This is a genomic window from Chryseobacterium bernardetii (assembly GCF_003815975.1).
GTDB lineage: Bacteria > Bacteroidota > Bacteroidia > Flavobacteriales > Weeksellaceae > Chryseobacterium > Chryseobacterium bernardetii.
On the sequence record NZ_CP033932.1, the window covers coordinates 141,045 to 159,342 of the forward strand.

The following is an 18,298-nucleotide window of genomic DNA, read 5'->3' on the forward strand; positions in this document are numbered from 1 at the left end:
TAGAAAATGAGATTTCCCATTAAAGCTAGATTATGAAAAAGTTATTAACAGTTTCCATACAGAAAAAATGGCTCATACTGGCCCTTTTTATATTATTAGGATTTTTTGGATATTATTCCTGGACCCAACTTTCTGTTGAAGCTTATCCGGATATTGCAGATACCACTTCACAGGTAGTGACCCAGGTGCAGGGATTAGCGGCAGAAGAAGTAGAACAGCAGATCACCGTTCCCCTGGAAAGAGCTCTTAACGGGATTCCGGGAATGCATGTGATGCGAAGTAAAAGTACTTTCGGGCTTTCTATGATTACCATTGTATTTGATGACGGAATTGATGATTATTGGGCAAGACAGCGTATTCAGGAAAGATTGGCTGAAGTTTCCCTGCCCTATGGAGCCCAGCCGGGATTAGATCCTTTGACATCGCCCGTAGGAGAAATCTACCGGTATGTAATTGAAAGTGACAATCACAACCTGAGAGAGCTTACTGATCTCCAGAATTTTGTAATCATTCCCAGGATAAAACAGGTTTCAGGAATTGCAGATGTAACTAATTTCGGAGGAATTACAACACAATTTCAAATAGAACTTGATCCCAATAAGCTGGAACAGTATGGTCTTACTCTGGCAGAAGTTATTGAAACCATCAGTAAGAACAACGCCAGCGCAGGCGGAAGTATGCTTCCCCGCGGAGATCTTGCCTATGTTGTTCGAGGAATCGGATTGATTAAAAATCTTGATGATCTTGGAAAAACCGTTGTAAAAACAGAAAAAGGAGTTCCTGTTCTTTTAAATGATATTGGAAATCTTAAATATGGAAACCTTGAACGTAAAGGCATTCTTGGCTTTACCGACAGAGACAGAAATTATAATGAAAGTGTAGGCGGAATTGTCCTGCTGTTAAAAGGGCAAAATCCGTCACAGGTATTGATTGGGGTACACGAAGCAGTAGATGAACTCAATAAAAATATTCTTCCGGCTGGGGTAAAAATTCATACTTATCTGGATAGGACAGATCTTGTAAAAACCACTCTTAATACAGTATCCCATACTTTAACGGAAGGAATTGTGCTGGTCATTATTATCCTGATTGTGTTCCTTGGAAGCTGGCGGGGAGCTCTTTTAACAGCCATTACGATTCCTTTTTCACTTCTTATTGCTTTTATTTTAATGCATTTTACCAATATTCCGGCCAATCTTCTTTCATTAGGTGCTATAGATTTCGGAATTATTGTAGACGGCTCCATTGTAATGCTGGAAGCTATTCTAAGGCAGAGAGAAGAACATCCCGACAAGGAACTGGAAGAAAAAACAATCATTCAAAAAGCCACTGAAATTGCGAAACCGATATTCTTTTCAGGAATTATCATCATTACAGCTTACCTGCCTTTATTCGCATTTGAAAGAGTGGAAAAAAAATTATTTACCCCAATGGCATTTACTGTAGGATACGCATTATTAGGAGCTTTGGCAGTAGCTTTACTGCTCATTCCGGGACTGGCTTATATGATCTACAGAAAGCCGAGAAAACTCTATCATAACCGATGGCTTGAAAAAGTAAGCAACGCTTATGGAAAAGGAATTGATAAGATCATGTCTGCTCCCAAAAAGATTTTTATTCCTGCAGGAATTGTATTGCTTGGAGCCGGAATTCTTTCCTACAGCGTAGGTAAAGATTTTTTACCGGAACTTGACGAAGGTTCTATCTGGCTACAGGTACAGCTTCCACCCGGAATTTCATTGGAAAAAGCTCAGGAAATGAGTGATTCTCTCCGCATGAAAACAATGAAACACTCCGAGGTTACTTACATTATGGTACAGGCAGGGCGTAATGATGATGGTACCGACCCGTGGACAGCTTCCCATTTTGAAGTATCGGTAGGCATAAAACCTTATAAAGAATGGCCATCAGGAAAAACAAAAGCAGACCTCATCAAAGAATTGGCAGAAGATTATAAGAACATGCCAGGTTTCACAGTAGGTTTTTCTCAACCTATGATTGATGGGGTTATGGATAAAATATCTGGTGCTCACAGTGAATTAGTGGTAAAAATCTATGGGGACGACTTTGCCGGAACAAGGCAGGTTGCAGAAAATGTTCTTTCCCTTTTAAAAACCGTTCCCGGTTCTGCAGATCTTGCCATTGACCAGGAACCGCCACTTCCCCAGTTACAGATTATTGCTGACAGAAATAAAATTGCCCAATATGGTCTGAATGTTTCTGATGTTACGGATCTTATTGAAACCGCACTCGGCGGAAAAGCGGTCTCACAAATCTTCATTGGCAACAAAGTATATGATATTTCCTGCCGTTATGTGGAAAACAGCCGAAATACTCCTGAAAAAATAGGAAATCTGATGCTGGCCTCTTCTTCGGGAGCAAAAATTCCGCTTTCACAGATTGCCGCCGTAAAACTGAGTACCGGAGAAAGTACCATTACAAGGGAAATGAACAGAAGACACCTCACTGTAAAACTTAACCTGCGGGGTCGTGACCTTACTTCGTTCATCAACGAAGCACAGAAAAGCATTGAAAAGAATATCCGTTACGATCATGCAAAATACCAGATCAAGTGGGGCGGGCAGTTTGAAAATAAGAACAGGGCTTATTCAAGATTAGCTGTTATTGTTCCGTTGGCATTAGCTGTTATGTTCCTGTTGTTGTACGGAGCGTTTGGAACCTTCAGACAGGCATTGGTTTTAATGAGTATTATTCCGCTGGCTTTATTTGGCGGAATGCTGGCCTTAAATATCAGGGGAATGTCACTCAACGTATCTTCTGCGGTAGGTTTTATTGCTTTGTTTGGAGTGGCTATTCAGAATGGGGTGATTATGGTTTCCCATATCAACACCTTGAGAAAAACCGGGATTCCGCTTAAATCTTCGGTCATTCAGGGAGCAAAAGACCGTTTCAGACCGGTACTGATGACCGCCTCGGTAGCGATCATTGGATTATTGCCTGCTTCCCTGGCAACAGGAATCGGTTCAGATGTACAGAGACCTTTGGCTACCGTGATCGTGTATGGATTAATGTTTTCTACATTCCTTACTTTATTTGTACTTCCTGCCATTTATTATTTAGCTGAATACCGTTTCGACAAACAAAATGCAATCTCTCATGAAATTTAATTTTTTAATCATAGTATTATGTACCGTTACAGGTATATTCATCAACGGCCAGACGGAACACGAACCTATTACCTTCAATGAATATCTGAATGCCGTGAAGAATAAAAACCTTGGTTTTGCTGCACAAAAATACAATGTAAGCATGGCTGAAGCCTCTATTCTCACTGCCGGAATCTTCCCGGATCCACAAATTGAAATAGAGACCTCTAACAACGGTGTTTCCAAAGATATGGGGTACACGATAGGTGGGGCCGTTAGCTGGACTCTTGAGCTTGGTGGTAAAAGAAAAGCCAGAATAGAAACCGCAAAAAATGAAGCTGATTATTCTAAACTGCAACTGCAGGATTATCTGAGAAATCTTCTTGCTGATGCAACTTTAGGATATATTGAAGCATTAAAAACAAAAGCTTTGCTGAATGTTCAGAAAGAATCTTATCAAAGTATGTTCAGATTAGCTAAATCTGATAGTATCAGGTATAAATTAGGAGACATTTCCAAAGTAACTTCCCAACAAAGCCGCCTGGAAGCTTCTTCTTTATTGAATGAAGTCTACCAGCTGGAAGGAACCCAACAACAATCCATCACTGCGCTATCTGACTTTACAGGCAGCGACAGTACCGGCAAAGAAGTGACCGGGGATCTCAGTGCTTTCAACAGAAATTTTACTTTGAATGACCTCATCACACACGCTTTTAATCAAAGAACTGATCTTTTAGCTTCCAGACAGAATATCAATACTGCGGCAAGCCGCGTTAAACTTGAAAAAGCCAATCGTGTAATAGATTTAGGATTAAGTGCAGGAGCCGGACACAATACTATAGCCAATAATGAAATTGCTCCCTCTCCGGCTGTTAATACCGTAAAACTGGGAATCAGCGTTCCTTTAAAATTTTCCAACCGTCGGAATGCAGACCTTAAAATTGCAGAAATGGGTTATTCACAGGCAGAAGCAGAATACCGACAGATTGAAAACAGCATCAGGACGGAAATAACACAAGCTTATCAACAGTATACTTCTGCTCAAAAACAACTACAGCAGTTTGACAATGGCATGTTGAAAGAGGCAGAAAGCATTCTGAAAGGGATTACGTACAGTTATCAGCGGGGAGAAAGTTCCATTCTTGAAGTGCTCAATGCCCAGAGGACGTATAATGAACTCCGTCAGAATTATTTTCAGCTTCTGGCAGAAAATGCCGCTGCTTTAACAGAACTTGAGCGCAAAGCCGGGATCTGGGATATTGATTTTTAAAGAAGGAAGGAAGAAAGGCGTTTATATTTGTTAAATGATCATTTAAATGTCCATTAATATTCTTTAAAATTGGGGAATAATTTCAACCATAACAGTCACAAAAACTTTTATTTTTAACACTTTCATTCACTTAAGGAAGTCAAAAAAATACTTACAAAAGTATATATATGAAAACCCAGAATTTTCATAAAAACCAAAGTGTTCTTCTCAACAGTTTGCATTATAGCTTACTTCTGCTCAAGTGTTATGGAACTTTTGTGACTATTGTGGTTTATTTTGGAGTAAATACAAACTAATTCCGTTATTTCTTATACTGGGATTCATAAATACCGATCCAGTCATCCACAGTCATTTTCCGGCTTAATTCTGCAATCAGCTCAAAAGGAATATCTTCAGGTTTTTTGAAGCGTACACAAGATTTCCCCATATCCGGTTTTTTCTTGGAATGTTTAGGATATTCCGCTACAAACCATTCCAACAATTCGGGCCTGGAATACAATCCCATATGATACAATGCAATAAAATTCTTTTGGGAAGCCAAGTTAATAAAAGGTAAAGGAGTGCCGGGTGTACAATGATAACCCGCAGGATAAGTTTTCAAAGGAACTACCCAGCCTAACATCCCGTAATTGGACATTTCTTCGAAACCTTTGGGCAGATTGTTGTTAATTGCATGATAAAGTTTTTTAAACAGCTCCTGTCTTTCCTCCGGAATTTTGGAAAGATAATCCTCCAATGAGTTTGATGTAATTTGCATTTTCAGTAAGTTTTAGAGGTTTAAATTAATAAAAATTATTGGTTATTTATATGAAGGCAGGAAGAGGCAGCTGGAAATTACTATTCAATGATATTTACTGAAAGCATTGCAAATCAACAGGTATTAAGCCTAACAGCATTTCATCTTGCACTCCCATGCTTCTTGCTGTATAAAAAAGCAGCGATACAACAATGTACCGCCGCCCAACTTTATTTACATTAAAAAAATTATTTTTTGATCGTTTTTACCGTAGACTGAGATCCGTCTTTAAAGTAAAGCGTTACAAAATACAATCCCGAATTCAGCCTGCTCAGATCCAGTTCTTTTACAGAACCCTCAACTGTTTTCACAGTTCTTCCTGTGGTATCTGTTACGGTTACAGACTTAGTCTCTCTTGTATCAGATATATACAGGACATCCTTGAACGGATTTGGATGAACCACTGCCTTTTTCACTGTACTGCCCACCTCCGAAGTACTTAGCTGAGCATTTACAACCGTAAAATCATCTACATAGAAATTATAATCCATGCCTTCATCCTGTGATCCTGTACTGCCGTAAAATGCAAATACAGTATTGGCGCTGGTATAATTAGCCAAATTGAATGTATATTCAGTAGATGTATTGGACGGAGCATTATTGATATCCCAGGTTTGTAGAATTGTCCACGTTGTTCCACCATCATTGGAAGCCAGGAAATGAACAACATCATCACTATCCATTCCTGAAGGATCCGTATTATAATATTGTGTTACTCCGTAATTAAATTTCACTTTATAGCCACCTGCTGAGAGATTAAAAGGCACTGTTTTAAGCCATCCCGTTCTGTCTGAGGAATATAAATTCATAAAAGCTGAAGGCCCGTTCGCTGACGCATTCAAAAAACTGCGTGATCCCCAGTAAGAATAATCTGCGCCGGATGGCCCCGTAGTCGGATCTCCTCCGGTTAAATCATTAGCCCAGCATTGTCCCGGGAAAGTCGTAAAATTATTTGTATATAACGGAACTATTGCACCACACTGCGTTGTAAATGAATTAGCCAGAGACCATACACTCTTACTTGTTGCTGTACTGCAATTGGCTCTTACCCAATAATAATAAGTTGTACTTGGAGACAAGTTGTTCAGAGTATAGGACGTTCCGGTAACACTGGAATAATTAGGATTTACATTACTCGCCGGAACTGTGGAATTCGGACTATAATAAATATCATAACTTGTCGTCTGATTACTTGCAGGAACTGACCATGAAATCTGAGCAGTATTGGCCGTAACTGCGGTTGCACCCACCGTTGTAGGCGCAATACAATCCGTATAAGCATCAGCTGAAAAAGCAAAAATATTAGAAATTCCGGATCCTGAGCTTTTTGCAACCGTAACACTCTGTATTGGCTTTGCCTGATTAGCTGCATCAATATTTAAAACATACTGATACAACCTGGGATTACTGCTATTGGGCTCTAAGTTATCATTATCCCTATTGATCCTTCCAATTCCCTGAATAGCAGCATCACTTCCATAATACCAGTCTGAAAGATTTATACCAGAAAACGTCTGTGTTGAATTATCTGTAAAATTTACGGTAACATCCACAGCAGAAGTCCCGCTGCCACTTGTTGAAAGCATATACAGTTTAAAAGCAGCCATTGGAGTCGTAAAAACAAGGGTACCATTATCTCCTGCCGTCACAAGCTTTAAAGAATTATTGGAACTTAGGTTTCCTAACTGAAAGCTCAAACCAGGTGTAGATGCTACTATTGAATTAATGATACCATCCACAGGAATTCCATACGTAAGATCAGGACTTGCAGAGGTAAGTTTAAAATCCTTAGCTACAAAAGCAAAAGATACTCCATCAACATCTGTTGTGGTAGATACTGAAGAAGATCCTTCCCCGTTGGCAATAACATCTGCAGTAAACCCTGAGGTAACCGGCATTTTTTGAAAATTTTGAGCGACCATTGCTGATGCTGAAAGAAGAGCAATAACAGGAAAAGCTCTAAAAAATAAATTTATTATCATTTTATTTACATTTAGATATCAAATTAATAAAAAAATCAATATAAAAACACTATCATTAACAAATAAATAACATTTAACCAAAATAAATTAAATATTATTATTAACAACCGTAAAATTACCAACTCTGAAAGTGGATAATAAGCCGTTTCTTCTCATTCTTAATTTTATTATTGGGAAATTAAATCCTATTTTTGTCATACAAATTTTTGAACAATGCCGAATATTTCAAACAGAGCACTGCATATGCCGCCATCGCCGGTAAGAAAACTGGTTCCCTTTGCGTTACAAGCAAAACAGAAAGGAATAAAAGTATATCACCTTAATATCGGACAACCTGATATTGAAACTCCGGAAACAGCATTAAATGCTTTAAAGAATATTGATCTTAAAGTATTGGAATATGCACTTTCTGAAGGTAACTTAGACTACAGAAAAGCCCTTACAGAATATTACCATTCATTAGGCTTTTCAGATCTGACACCTGATAACTTTATTGTTACCAATGGTGGTTCTGAAGCGCTGAATTTTGCTATTTCAACTTTGTGCGACGATGGGGATGAAGTAATTATCCCAGAACCTTATTATGCTAACTACAATGGCTTCACCAGTACATTTGATGTGAATGTTGTAGCTGTTTCATCTACCATTGATACAGGTTTTGCTCTACCTCCTATTGAAGAATTTGAAAAAAAGATCACAGAAAAAACAAGAGCAATCATCATTTGTAACCCAGGTAACCCAACAGGATATCTTTACACCCGTGAAGAGCTTCAGAAACTTGCTGAGATTGCTTTAAAATATGATATTGTAATCATCTCGGACGAGGTGTACAGAGAATATGTATATGATGGAAAACAGCAGATTTCTATCCTTGACTTCCCTGAATTAAAAGAAAACTGCATTGTTATTGATTCTGAATCCAAGCGCTATTCCATGTGTGGAGTAAGAATAGGATGTATGGTTACCCGTTCTCAAAAAATCCGTAATGCAGCGATGCTTTTTGCACAGGCAAGATTAAGCCCTGTTCTTTTAGGACAGATTGCAGCTACTGCGGCTCACCAGAATGACGGAGCTTACATCAGAGCAGTAAGAGAAGAATATACCCACAGAAGAAATATTTTAGTAGACCTGCTAAATGCTATCCCGGGAGTAATCTGCCCTAAGCCGAGAGGTGCTTTCTACTGTGTTGCTGAACTCCCGGTAGATGATACTGAGAAATTTGCACAGTGGCTTCTTGAATCGTATTCCAACAACAAAGAAACCATTATGGTAGCTCCTGCCGGAGGGTTTTACAGCGATCCTGAATTGGGTAAAAAGCAAGTAAGAATTGCTTATGTACTGAAAGAAGAAGATCTAAAAAGAAGTGCTGAAATTCTGAAAGATGCTTTAAAAAAGTATAGAGAAGAATTCAGCCTGTAAATCATACAAGATGCCGACAACAAAAAATGTATATCTGAAACTCATATTTCCGATCTTTTTGCTGTCGGCATTTTTTTCCTGTGATTCCAAAAAATCAAAACAGCCTTCCAAAAATGAAATAACCTTCATCAGGCTGTCTCATATTGGAGGAACCCTGGGAGAATACAGGATTATAAAAGCCACTAAAGATTCTGTCTTTGCAGAAAAGGGTGCCACTGCCAGTAAAACCCACCAGGAATGGGCTTCAGCAATCAATAAAGATACATGGAACCTGCTCATTTCTTCAATTAATGTTAAAGATCTTGACAAGATAAAAAGCTCACCAAGCCAGCAGTCTGTAGATGGTATTGATGAGACCTTTCAGATACGCACCTCTAAGAAAAACCATTTCTTTGTCAACTCTTTTGCCGATCCTGAACATTATAAACAGCTTCAGCAGCTTAAAGAACAACTAGATAAAATTCTTCCCAAAGAATATAAATAAAACATGCAAGAAAACTTTTCCTTAAAGCCTTACAATACATTTGGTGTTGATGCCCAAGCAAAATACTTTGTTGAAATAAACAGCATCGAAGAATTAAGAGATGCCCTTACTTTTTCAAAAAAAAACACGCTTCCTCTTTTATTTTTGGGAGGTGGAAGCAATATTCTGCTGACAAAAGATTTTGATGGCCTTGCTATTAAACTTAATTTAAAAGGTATTTCTGAAAAAGACCTCAATGAAAATGAAGTTCTGGTAACTGCAAAAGCAGGCGAAAACTGGCATGAATTCGTGATGTATTGTCTCAGCAAAAATTACGGCGGACTGGAAAACCTTTCTCTGATTCCCGGTAATGTAGGGACTTCTCCTATGCAAAATATTGGAGCTTACGGAACGGAAATCAAAGATGTATTTGTCTGCTGTCAGGTTTTGGATCTGGAAAACTTTGAACTCACCACTTTCGATCTTGAAAAATGCAGGTTTGGTTATAGGGATTCTATCTTTAAGCAGGAAGGAAAAGGAAGATATATCATTCTGGATGTTACCTTTAAACTCACTAAAAAAGAGCATCAGATTAAAACAGAATACGGAGCTATAACATCCGAGCTTGAAAACCTTGGGATTACAAATCCTACGATACAGGATGTCTCTAAAGCCGTCATTAACATCAGGCAAAGTAAGTTACCGGATCCTAAGCAAATAGGAAATGCGGGAAGCTTTTTCAAGAACCCAACTATTCCTTTAGTTCAGTTTGAAGATTTAAAACAGAAGTTCAACAATATTCAAGGCTATCCTAACGGCGATATGGTAAAAGTTCCTGCCGGATGGCTGATTGAACAGTGCGGATGGAAAGGGAAACAGATCGGAAACGTAGCCTCACACAAACTTCAGTCTTTGGTTATCATTAATGCAACCGGCAAAGCAACCGGTAAAGAGATTTTTGATTTCTCCACTGAAATCATCAACTCTGTACAGGAAAAATTCGGGATAGGACTTGAACGGGAAGTGAATATTATATAACATTCACTTTAGATTATATAACAGAATTCCAGGTATTTTCTGGAATTTTGTTTTTTATTTTAATTTATTCTAAATAATAATTGTTCAGCATTATTATAATTTATAATTTTGCGGTATACTTATTTAGAATAAATAAAAATGAATAGATCTTTACTTTTTGTTTTCTTCTTCATCTTCAGTATACAGCTTATACAGGCACAAAATGAAAAGTCCCAGCTGAACATTACTGTATTTGATGAAAACAACAAAGAATTAGAAGGTGCCTCTGTTACCATCAGTCAAATCTCTTTAATTACTGATAAAAATGGCCATACAGCTCTCTATCTTCCCAATGGAAAATATCACTTAAAAGTTCTTCATCCTAATTTTCAGGAAAAGGAACTGAACATCCACCTTACTTCACCCCATACCATTGTTATTAAGCTTCTGCCCATTAATAAACTGGAAGAGGTAGTTGTATTTTCTAAGGAAAGCAAGGGCTTAACTACAAAATCAGTGATTGACAGGCAGGCTATGCAGCATTTACAGCCTTCCAGTTTCTCAGATTTAATGGAACTTCTTCCAGGAGGGCTTTCCACAGCACCAATACTAAACTTAACCAACAAAGCTACCCTCCGCGAAAATACTGCAGGTTACCGAGGAAGCGAATACAATACTTCATCTCTTGGTGTACAATTCATGGTTGATGACAATATTATCAATTCTAATGCAGATATGCAGGTTTCTGTAGATAACAGACAGTTTTCTGAAGGCCCGAAATATAGAGAAACAACATCCTCAGGAGTAGATATGAGAACTATTTCTACCAATGATATTGAAAAGGTAGAAGTAATTCGTGGTATTCCATCTGCAGCCTATGGAGATCTTACTTCTGGTTTAATCAAAATTGAACGCAGGATAAAAGATTCTCCCTTGCAGGCAAGATTTAAAGCAGATGGTTTCAGCAAACAGTATTATCTGAGCAAGGGTTTTAAGATTAATGATAAATGGCAGCTGATTGCAGGAGCTGATTTTCTGGATTCAAAATCCAATCCTACTGATGATTTTGAAACCTATCAGCGAATTACAGCCTCTATTCGTTCAAAAAAAATTTCAATATTATGGTCAAGACCTTTGGAGTGGAAATCTACAGTTGATTTTTCTACCAATATTGACCATAAAAAATATGATCCTGACAACGGTTATCCTTCCACGGACAAATATGAATCCAATAATAAAAGGATCAGCGTGACGAATAATTTTATTTATCAGCTTGATAAAAATTCTTTTTTCAATAAACTCACTTTAAATACGGCCATTCGGCAGGGATTTGAAAAATTAGAGCAGGTAAAACTGGTACAATTATCAGGACCACGTTCATTTTCACTGGCAACAGAACAGGGAGAAAATATAGGATACTTTCCTGATCTGCGCTATATTACTGAATTTTCTACAGAAGGAAAACCTTTGGATATTACCGCCTTCTTCCAAGCCAATGGAACCCAAAAGACATTCGGAATTGTTCATCAATATGAAGCAGGGCTTGACTGGAAATATTCAAAAAATAATGGGAAAGGGCTTCAGTATGATATGAAAACCCCACCTTCTGCCAATACAGGAATTACCAGACCAAGACCTTATAATGATATTCCAGCTTCAAGTTTATTGGCAGCTTTTTTAGGTGACCAGATGAGCTATGCTATCAAACAGCATAAGTTTACATTATATGCAGGATTGAGATTATCCAAAAATCTGGGAATTGATAACTCTTACGCCATCAGTAAAAAGGTTTTTGCTGAACCCAGATTTAATTTCCAGTACAGCCTGCCCCATCTCATGATTAATGATTATCCTTTTAAAACGGATGTAACAATAGGATATGGCCTTTTTTACAAGCAGCCTACTCTGTTGATGCTTTATCCAAACAATGAATATTGGGACTATACCCAACTGAACTATTATCACAACGATGCACAATACCGGTATGTAAATTTCATGACTTATGTACAGTCAAAGGAAAATAAAGAAATTGAAGCCGCAAAAAGTGTTAAAAAGGAAATTCGTTTAGATCTTTCTTACAGAAATAATGAATTATTTATTACCTATTTTAAAGAAACGATGACCAATGGTTTCCGAAATATGGACCAAACTACAGTTCACCGTTATAAGCAATATGACAATACACAGGTAGATTTAACGCAATGGACATCAAACGGACCGGATTTAACCAGTGTACCTTATGAAATTAAAAATGTTTTTGGAGTGTACACCACCACAGAAAACGGGAGCGAAACATTAAAACAGGGAATTGAATTCGGGTATACTTCGCCAAGGATCAAATCAATCAATACCAGATTTACTTTTACCGGGGCATGGTTCAAAACACAATACAGAAATTCAGCACCTATTATCAGCAGGCCAAACGCCTCTATAGGAACGGAAGCTTTTCCCTATTACGGAATTTATAAATCTGATTATGGTTATGTGAATTCAAATCTCAATTACAATCTTCTTATAGACACCTATCTTCCAAGCATGGATATGATAATTTCTGCGTCTTTGCAGGGAAGTTTATATGACTACAGCAGAAATGACAGAAGAATTGCTGAACCTATTTCCTATTATGGAATAGATGGTGTGATACATCCTTTCACTGAGGCAGACAGAACAGACACTTATAAACAATGGCTTGTACGGAATGTTTCTGTTTCTGATAACCTGGACAGGCTTTACACTTTTACCATGGCGGGGAATATTAAAGTAACTAAAAGTATTTATAAAGCACTCCGTACGTCCATATTTGTCAACAGGCTTTTTAATTATAGTGCCCCCTACACTTTCAACAATGTAAAAGTATACAGAAAAGGAACCAACACTCCCTATTTCGGAATGGAATTGAATTATAATTTTTAATATATATCATGAAAAAAAGAGTTTTACTAGTAAGCCTGGCCGCTATGATGGCCACAACATTCACCGTAACTTCATGTTCTAATGATGATTTCGGAGATACAACTACTCAGAAAGGGCTTTTAACATTAACTTTCTCAGGTGAAAATATTTCAACTTACAAAAGTCTGGATATTGAATTCAGAGAAGTAAATACCAATATTGTAAGAAAGGAAACTATTAAAAACATTAATACCTATTCTATAACTTTACCTTATGGATCTTATAAAATTACAGTAAATGGTGCTGTAATTTCCGAAAATGCAGAAGTATCAGCAGGAGCCATAGCCCAGACCGATATTGCTTTATCTGCAACTAATCTTAATATTCCGATTATTATTAAAAAGTTCCATAATGATTTTATTATTGAAGAAGTTTTCTTTACTGGAATTAAAACAGCTGAGGGTAAAAATTACAATTCAGGCCGTTATTTCAAATTAACCAATAATACCAAAGAAGTATTGTATGCTGATAAGCTTATTATTGGACAATCTGAATTTTTAACAACAGAAGATAAAAATCCTACTCCATATAATGTGAATCTTTCATTCCCGGTAAAGGCAGTAATGGTACTTCCGGGTTCCGGTAATGAATACCCTGTACAACCGGGAGATTTTATTGTTATTGCAGACAATGCCATCAATCATAAAGCACAGACCAGCACTGCATATGATCTTCATAATGCCAATTTTGAATACCCTTCAAACAATCCGGCATTAGGACAGGTAGATAACCCTTCTGTTCCAAATGCAGAAGTAATTTATTCGCAGATGAACTTTAATATGTTCTTTTTACATGACCGGGGTTTTGAAAGCTATGTGATTGCCCGTTTCCCATTTGATGAAAATAAAGACAGCTTTCTGCAGAAATACAAATATGACTATACTTATATAAACAGTGCCGGTACTGTTACAGCCAAAAGTACTTATTCGATTCCCAACTCATGGATTGTTGATGGAGTAAACAACAGTGTTTCCTCTAAATTTGCCCATACCTTAACTTCTGCTGGTATTGATGGTGGCTGGACTTCTGTAGGAACTATCGATAAAGATCCAACCCGTTTCGGAAAATCAGTAAGACGTAAGGTAACCGGCCAGATGACAAATGGTAAAAATCTTTATCAGGATACCAACAATTCATCGAATGATTTTGTGAAAGACTCTCAGCCAAGCTTAAAAAATGGTATCGTTCACTAAAATACGGCCCAATATTCTACAACACATTATGTTACATACAAAAACATTTTTCTTTCTACTATTGATTGGGGGTTCTCTTACTGTAAAAGCACAGGACAGTCTAACCCTTTTTAAGATTCTCAATAATCAATACGATCAGGAAAGAGATTTGAGAAATAATTTTTACTATAACCCCGCATCTATGTCGGGGTATAGTAATACCTCTTTTTCAGAATTCAGTGTTGGCTATCATCACAATAAAGAAAAGATGTATCGTCAGCAGTTAGGAAATGGCAACAAAGGATTAACGATCAAAGCTCAATCTTTTCAAAAGCTGAAAACCCATCGCTTTGTATGGGGAAGTGCAAGTTATCAGAACTTGAAAACCAACATTGTTAACTGGAACGAAACATTAGATTACGAACGTATTGCCCCTTACATTACAGCCGATTCGGTTGGTGGAAAGCTAAACCTTGAGCATTACGGGTTTGCGGGAGGATATCTTGAAAAAATAAACCGGTGGACTGTTGCCGGACAGATAAGCTATTCTGCAAAGATGGGATACCGTTCAAAAGACCCAAGAATGAAGAGTACAACTTCAGACTTAAGGATAAATGCGGGGGTGAACTATAAAATTTTTAGAGAATATGAAGCCGGAGTTTTTGGTGAATTTAATAAATATACTCAAAATAATTCGATCCAGTTTCAAAGTCTTTTGGGCAGACCTTATTTATACATGATGTCAGGGCTAGGCTTCTCAACCGCCCTATTTAATGGAGGAACAAGGCCTACCAATACTTTTGAAGAATTTGCTTATAAAGGAGGTCTTCAGATTTCCGGAAAACAGGGAAAGGACTTTTACCTTCAGGCTGCCATAGGAAAATCCAACAATATTAAAAGCTATAATGACGGCTCCAGTACGTTTCATAACCTTTCCGAGCTTAAAAATGAACAGATTGAAATAGAAGGTGGTAAGTTTTTCAACATTCACAAAAAACACCGTATTGGTGTATTAGCAGAATATACTGCATCAAAGAAAACAGGATTTGAATATGGTTATTCTATGAATACAGCCATTATGACTCAAATTTTTAAAAGACATGCTTATCGCAGAGAAAATTATATCACATCCGTTAAAGGTTTTTATCAGTATAATCAGGATCGTTTTTCCATTACGGCAGCTCCATTCTTTGGATATGAAGAAGTAAAAGAACGCAGACTTTACCCAAACTCAGGACAGAAGTTTGTATACTCTTATTTTGGACTTAATGTTGATTATAAACAAGAAATAAATAATACCCAAGCATTTACATTTCAGCCGTATTTTTTTAAAAGAATAGTCAACCAATCTATCAATGCTCTAAATACTACAGGAAATGCAGCAGTTAATGAATGGATATTTCAGGACTACATGTTCCAGGCTAGTGATATCATCTCTTTTGGAATGACCTTGAGATATGATCTTAAGCTGGATAAGCTGCCTGCATTCTTTGTAAGTGTACAATATCAGACACAAAAGATCCAGAATACAAACAATAATTTTGCGGGTGCAAGCCTGGGAATAACTTTTTAAACATGAAAAAACTAATATATTGGGGAGTGGGAAGTATTATCTTGATTTTATTGAGCTTTACCCCTAAAGTCAATCAGAATTTACTGGATCTTCCGGATCCTACCATTGAAGATATTGTGAAGAGCTATAAAAAAGCAATTTCAGAATGGCCTAAACCGGATATTGATTACGGGGTACAATGGAAAGAATTTTCCCCCATTAAAACAGATACAGCATTTTTTAAAAATCAGGAGCAACCAACTGTTATTCTTGGGAAAATGTTATTCTTCGATCCTAAATTATCGCAATCCAATCAGATTTCATGCAGCTCATGTCATGACCCTGAAATGGGCTGGTCAGACCGAAGGCACGTTGCATTAGGGAACAATCATCTTCTTGGAAACAGAAACACACAATCTCTTTATAATATTGCAGAAAGACAGTTATTCCTTTGGGATGGAAGGGCAAAAACACTTGAAGAACAGGCCGCGGGCCCTCTTGGTGCTCACCACGAAATGGCGATGGATGTTAAAACATTGCCTGCAAAAATTCAGGTACTGAAAGGATACAAGCCTCTTTTCAAGAATGCTTATGGAGATGAGAAAGTAACCTACGAAAGAATTGTAAAGGCAATCGCAGATTTTCAGAAAACCATTAAAAGCCAGCCAAGCCGTTTTGATAAATTTCTGGAAGGAAAATACAATGCCTTATCTGATGAAGAAATCTATGGCATGCATATTTTCAGAACAAAAGCCCGCTGTATGAACTGCCACAGCGGACAATACCTTACAGATGAATCTTTTCACAATATTGGATTAACCTACTATAAAAGAAAATACGAAGATCTTGGATTGTATAATATCACCAAAAAAGCTGAAGATGTAGGAAAATTCAAAACACCACAGCTAAGAGACCTGATGCTTACCCAACCATGGATGCATAACGGGCTGTTTGGAGATCTGGAAGGTGTGGTCAATATGTACAACAGTGGAATGCATATGATAGATCCATCTCCTGAAGCCAAGCAGAAAGATCCGCTTTATCCTGTAACAGACCCTCTTTTAAAACCATTAAAACTTACAAAAGAAGAAAAAAAAGCATTGGTTTCTTTCCTTGAAGCGCTTTCAGGAACAAAATATAAAATGAGGCGACCGGAATTCCCGGTAGAATAAAATGGTTCGGCATTTGCCGGACTTTTTATTAGCAGAAAGAAAGTTTTTAAATATATCAATAACTCCTGCATTTCAGACACCCACTTCAACAGTATAATTAATTCATCCCCTTTCCTATCACAATAAAAAACATTATTTTCGTTACAAAATCATCACAACATGAAAATAGCTATTTTGGGAGCTGGAAATATGGGATTATCTTTTTCAAAATCATTTTTGAAATATGAACTGATTAAACCGGAAAATCTTCATCTGATTACACGAAGCCAGACTAAAATCTCCAAAATAGCGGAAGAATTTCCCAAATCAAAAACTTCCACTTTTGAAGAAGTTACAGAACTGGATGCGGACCTTATTATCATTGCTGTAAAACCACAGGATTTCCAGACGGTTGCCCAGAATTTCAGATTTACTTTAAAAGAAAACCAGATGGTTTTATCCATTATGGCAGGGATTAATATTGAGAAAATTCAAAAGTCATTAAACCATCCATTGGTTGTAAGAGCCATGCCTAACTCTCCTACCCTTTTGGGAATGGGAATCACAGGTTACACTGCTGCAGATGGCATCTCTTTTAGCCAACTTATCAACATTGAAAGACTTTTAAACAGTACCGGAAGATCTGTTTATCTGGAAGATGAAAATCTTTTGGATGGTGTTACAGCTCTTTCCGGAAGCGGACCTGCTTATTTCTACTATATTATTGATGCTATGATTAAAGCAGGAATGGAGATGGGAATTGAAGAGAACCTATCCAAACTGTTCGTAAAACAGACCATGTTGGGAGCTTATCATCTTATTAACAATTCTGAAAAGAACCTAGAGGAGCTTATTAAAGACGTAGCTTCCAAAGGCGGGACAACAGAAGCGGCTTTGAAAACCTTTGAAGAAAACAATTTCAAGGAAATCTTAAAACAAGGAATTTTAAATGCAGAAAAAAGAGCAAAAGAACTCAACAGCTAAGTCTTTTTTCTATCAATCTGCTACACTGCCAGCCTAAATACACTCCAAACGTATTCAGGAGGATATCATCTACCTCAAATATTCCCATTCTTATAAAATACTGAAGCCCTTCCACAATAGTAATGGCCGGAATAAAAGTAAAAACTAAGGACTTCAGATCTCTCAGCTTGGGAAAAATCCAGCCCAGAAAGCCAAAAGGAATAAACATCACAATATTTCCGACTACAATAATAACGATATCCTTCCAAGACATAGCCCCCTGAATAAATTTAATGGTGGAAAGCACAGGTTCCACTGTAATCAGGTTATCTTCATACTGAATTCTGCCCATTCCGAGAAACATCAGATAAAGCAGAAACAGCGTGTACGGAATAATAACAGTTTTATATAATTTCTTTACCATCGGATGCTAATATATTCATTTCAAAAACAT

13 protein-coding genes are annotated in these 18,298 nt (G+C 37.3%); 10 read left to right on the top strand and 3 right to left on the bottom strand.

Annotated features, from left to right (window positions below; genetic code table 11):
- Nucleotides 1-32: 32 nt before the first annotated feature.
- Both EG339_RS00700 and EG339_RS00705 read left to right on the top strand, forming a co-directional pair.
- Entirely contained in the window at nt 33-3,128 is a 3,096-nt protein-coding gene (locus EG339_RS00700; protein WP_123868422.1) for an efflux RND transporter permease subunit, read from the top strand.
- Entirely contained in the window at nt 3,118-4,377 is a 1,260-nt protein-coding gene (locus EG339_RS00705; RefSeq protein ID WP_228459680.1) for a TolC family protein, read from the top strand. Before EG339_RS00700 ends, EG339_RS00705 begins: the two co-directional genes overlap by 11 nt.
- Before the next feature lie 301 nt (nt 4,378-4,678).
- Here EG339_RS00705 and EG339_RS00710 read toward each other — a convergent pair whose 3' ends face one another.
- A complete protein-coding gene (locus EG339_RS00710) occupies nt 4,679-5,134 on the bottom strand; it encodes a DUF1801 domain-containing protein (RefSeq protein ID WP_123868424.1) in 456 nt (151 codons plus the stop codon).
- A 227-nt stretch (nt 5,135-5,361) separates the two neighbouring features.
- A complete protein-coding gene (locus tag EG339_RS00715) occupies nt 5,362-7,155 on the bottom strand; it encodes a T9SS type A sorting domain-containing protein (protein ID WP_123868425.1) in 1,794 nt (597 codons plus the stop codon).
- A 213-nt stretch (nt 7,156-7,368) separates the two neighbouring features.
- Here EG339_RS00715 and EG339_RS00720 point away from each other — a divergent pair, with 213 nt between their 5' ends.
- From EG339_RS00720 to proC, 8 genes are all read left to right on the top strand, one after another.
- Complete coding sequence (locus EG339_RS00720; protein WP_123868426.1) at nt 7,369-8,574, top strand: pyridoxal phosphate-dependent aminotransferase; 1,206 nt, start codon at nt 7,369-7,371, stop codon at nt 8,572-8,574.
- A 10-nt stretch (nt 8,575-8,584) separates the two neighbouring features.
- Nucleotides 8,585-9,058 carry a hypothetical protein gene (locus EG339_RS00725; protein WP_123868427.1) on the top strand — a complete coding sequence of 158 codons (474 nt, stop codon included), beginning with the start codon at nt 8,585-8,587 and terminating at the stop codon, nt 9,056-9,058.
- A 3-nt stretch (nt 9,059-9,061) separates the two neighbouring features.
- A complete protein-coding gene (gene murB, locus EG339_RS00730; RefSeq protein WP_123868428.1) occupies nt 9,062-10,075 on the top strand; it encodes a UDP-N-acetylmuramate dehydrogenase in 1,014 nt (337 codons plus the stop codon).
- Nucleotides 10,076-10,213: 138 nt separating this feature from the next.
- Entirely contained in the window at nt 10,214-12,967 is a 2,754-nt protein-coding gene (locus tag EG339_RS00735; RefSeq protein WP_123868429.1) for a TonB-dependent receptor, read from the top strand.
- Nucleotides 12,968-12,975: 8 nt separating this feature from the next.
- Nucleotides 12,976-14,199: a DUF4876 domain-containing protein gene (locus EG339_RS00740; RefSeq protein WP_123868430.1), complete on the top strand. Its 1,224-nt coding sequence runs from the start codon at nt 12,976-12,978 to the stop codon at nt 14,197-14,199.
- A 28-nt stretch (nt 14,200-14,227) separates the two neighbouring features.
- Nucleotides 14,228-15,751: a DUF6850 family outer membrane beta-barrel protein gene (locus EG339_RS00745; protein WP_123868431.1), complete on the top strand. Its 1,524-nt coding sequence runs from the start codon at nt 14,228-14,230 to the stop codon at nt 15,749-15,751.
- Between the two features lie 2 nt (nt 15,752-15,753).
- Nucleotides 15,754-16,902: a cytochrome-c peroxidase gene (locus EG339_RS00750; protein ID WP_123868432.1), complete on the top strand. Its 1,149-nt coding sequence runs from the start codon at nt 15,754-15,756 to the stop codon at nt 16,900-16,902.
- A gap of 159 nt (nt 16,903-17,061) precedes the next feature.
- A complete protein-coding gene (gene proC, locus EG339_RS00755; RefSeq protein WP_123868433.1) occupies nt 17,062-17,865 on the top strand; it encodes a pyrroline-5-carboxylate reductase in 804 nt (267 codons plus the stop codon).
- Here proC and EG339_RS00760 read toward each other — a convergent pair.
- Nucleotides 17,855-18,268, bottom strand: a complete 414-nt coding sequence (locus EG339_RS00760) for a VanZ family protein (RefSeq protein WP_123868434.1) — start codon at nt 18,266-18,268, stop codon at nt 17,855-17,857. The genes proC and EG339_RS00760 overlap by 11 nt on opposite strands.
- Nucleotides 18,269-18,298 lie beyond the last annotated feature (30 nt).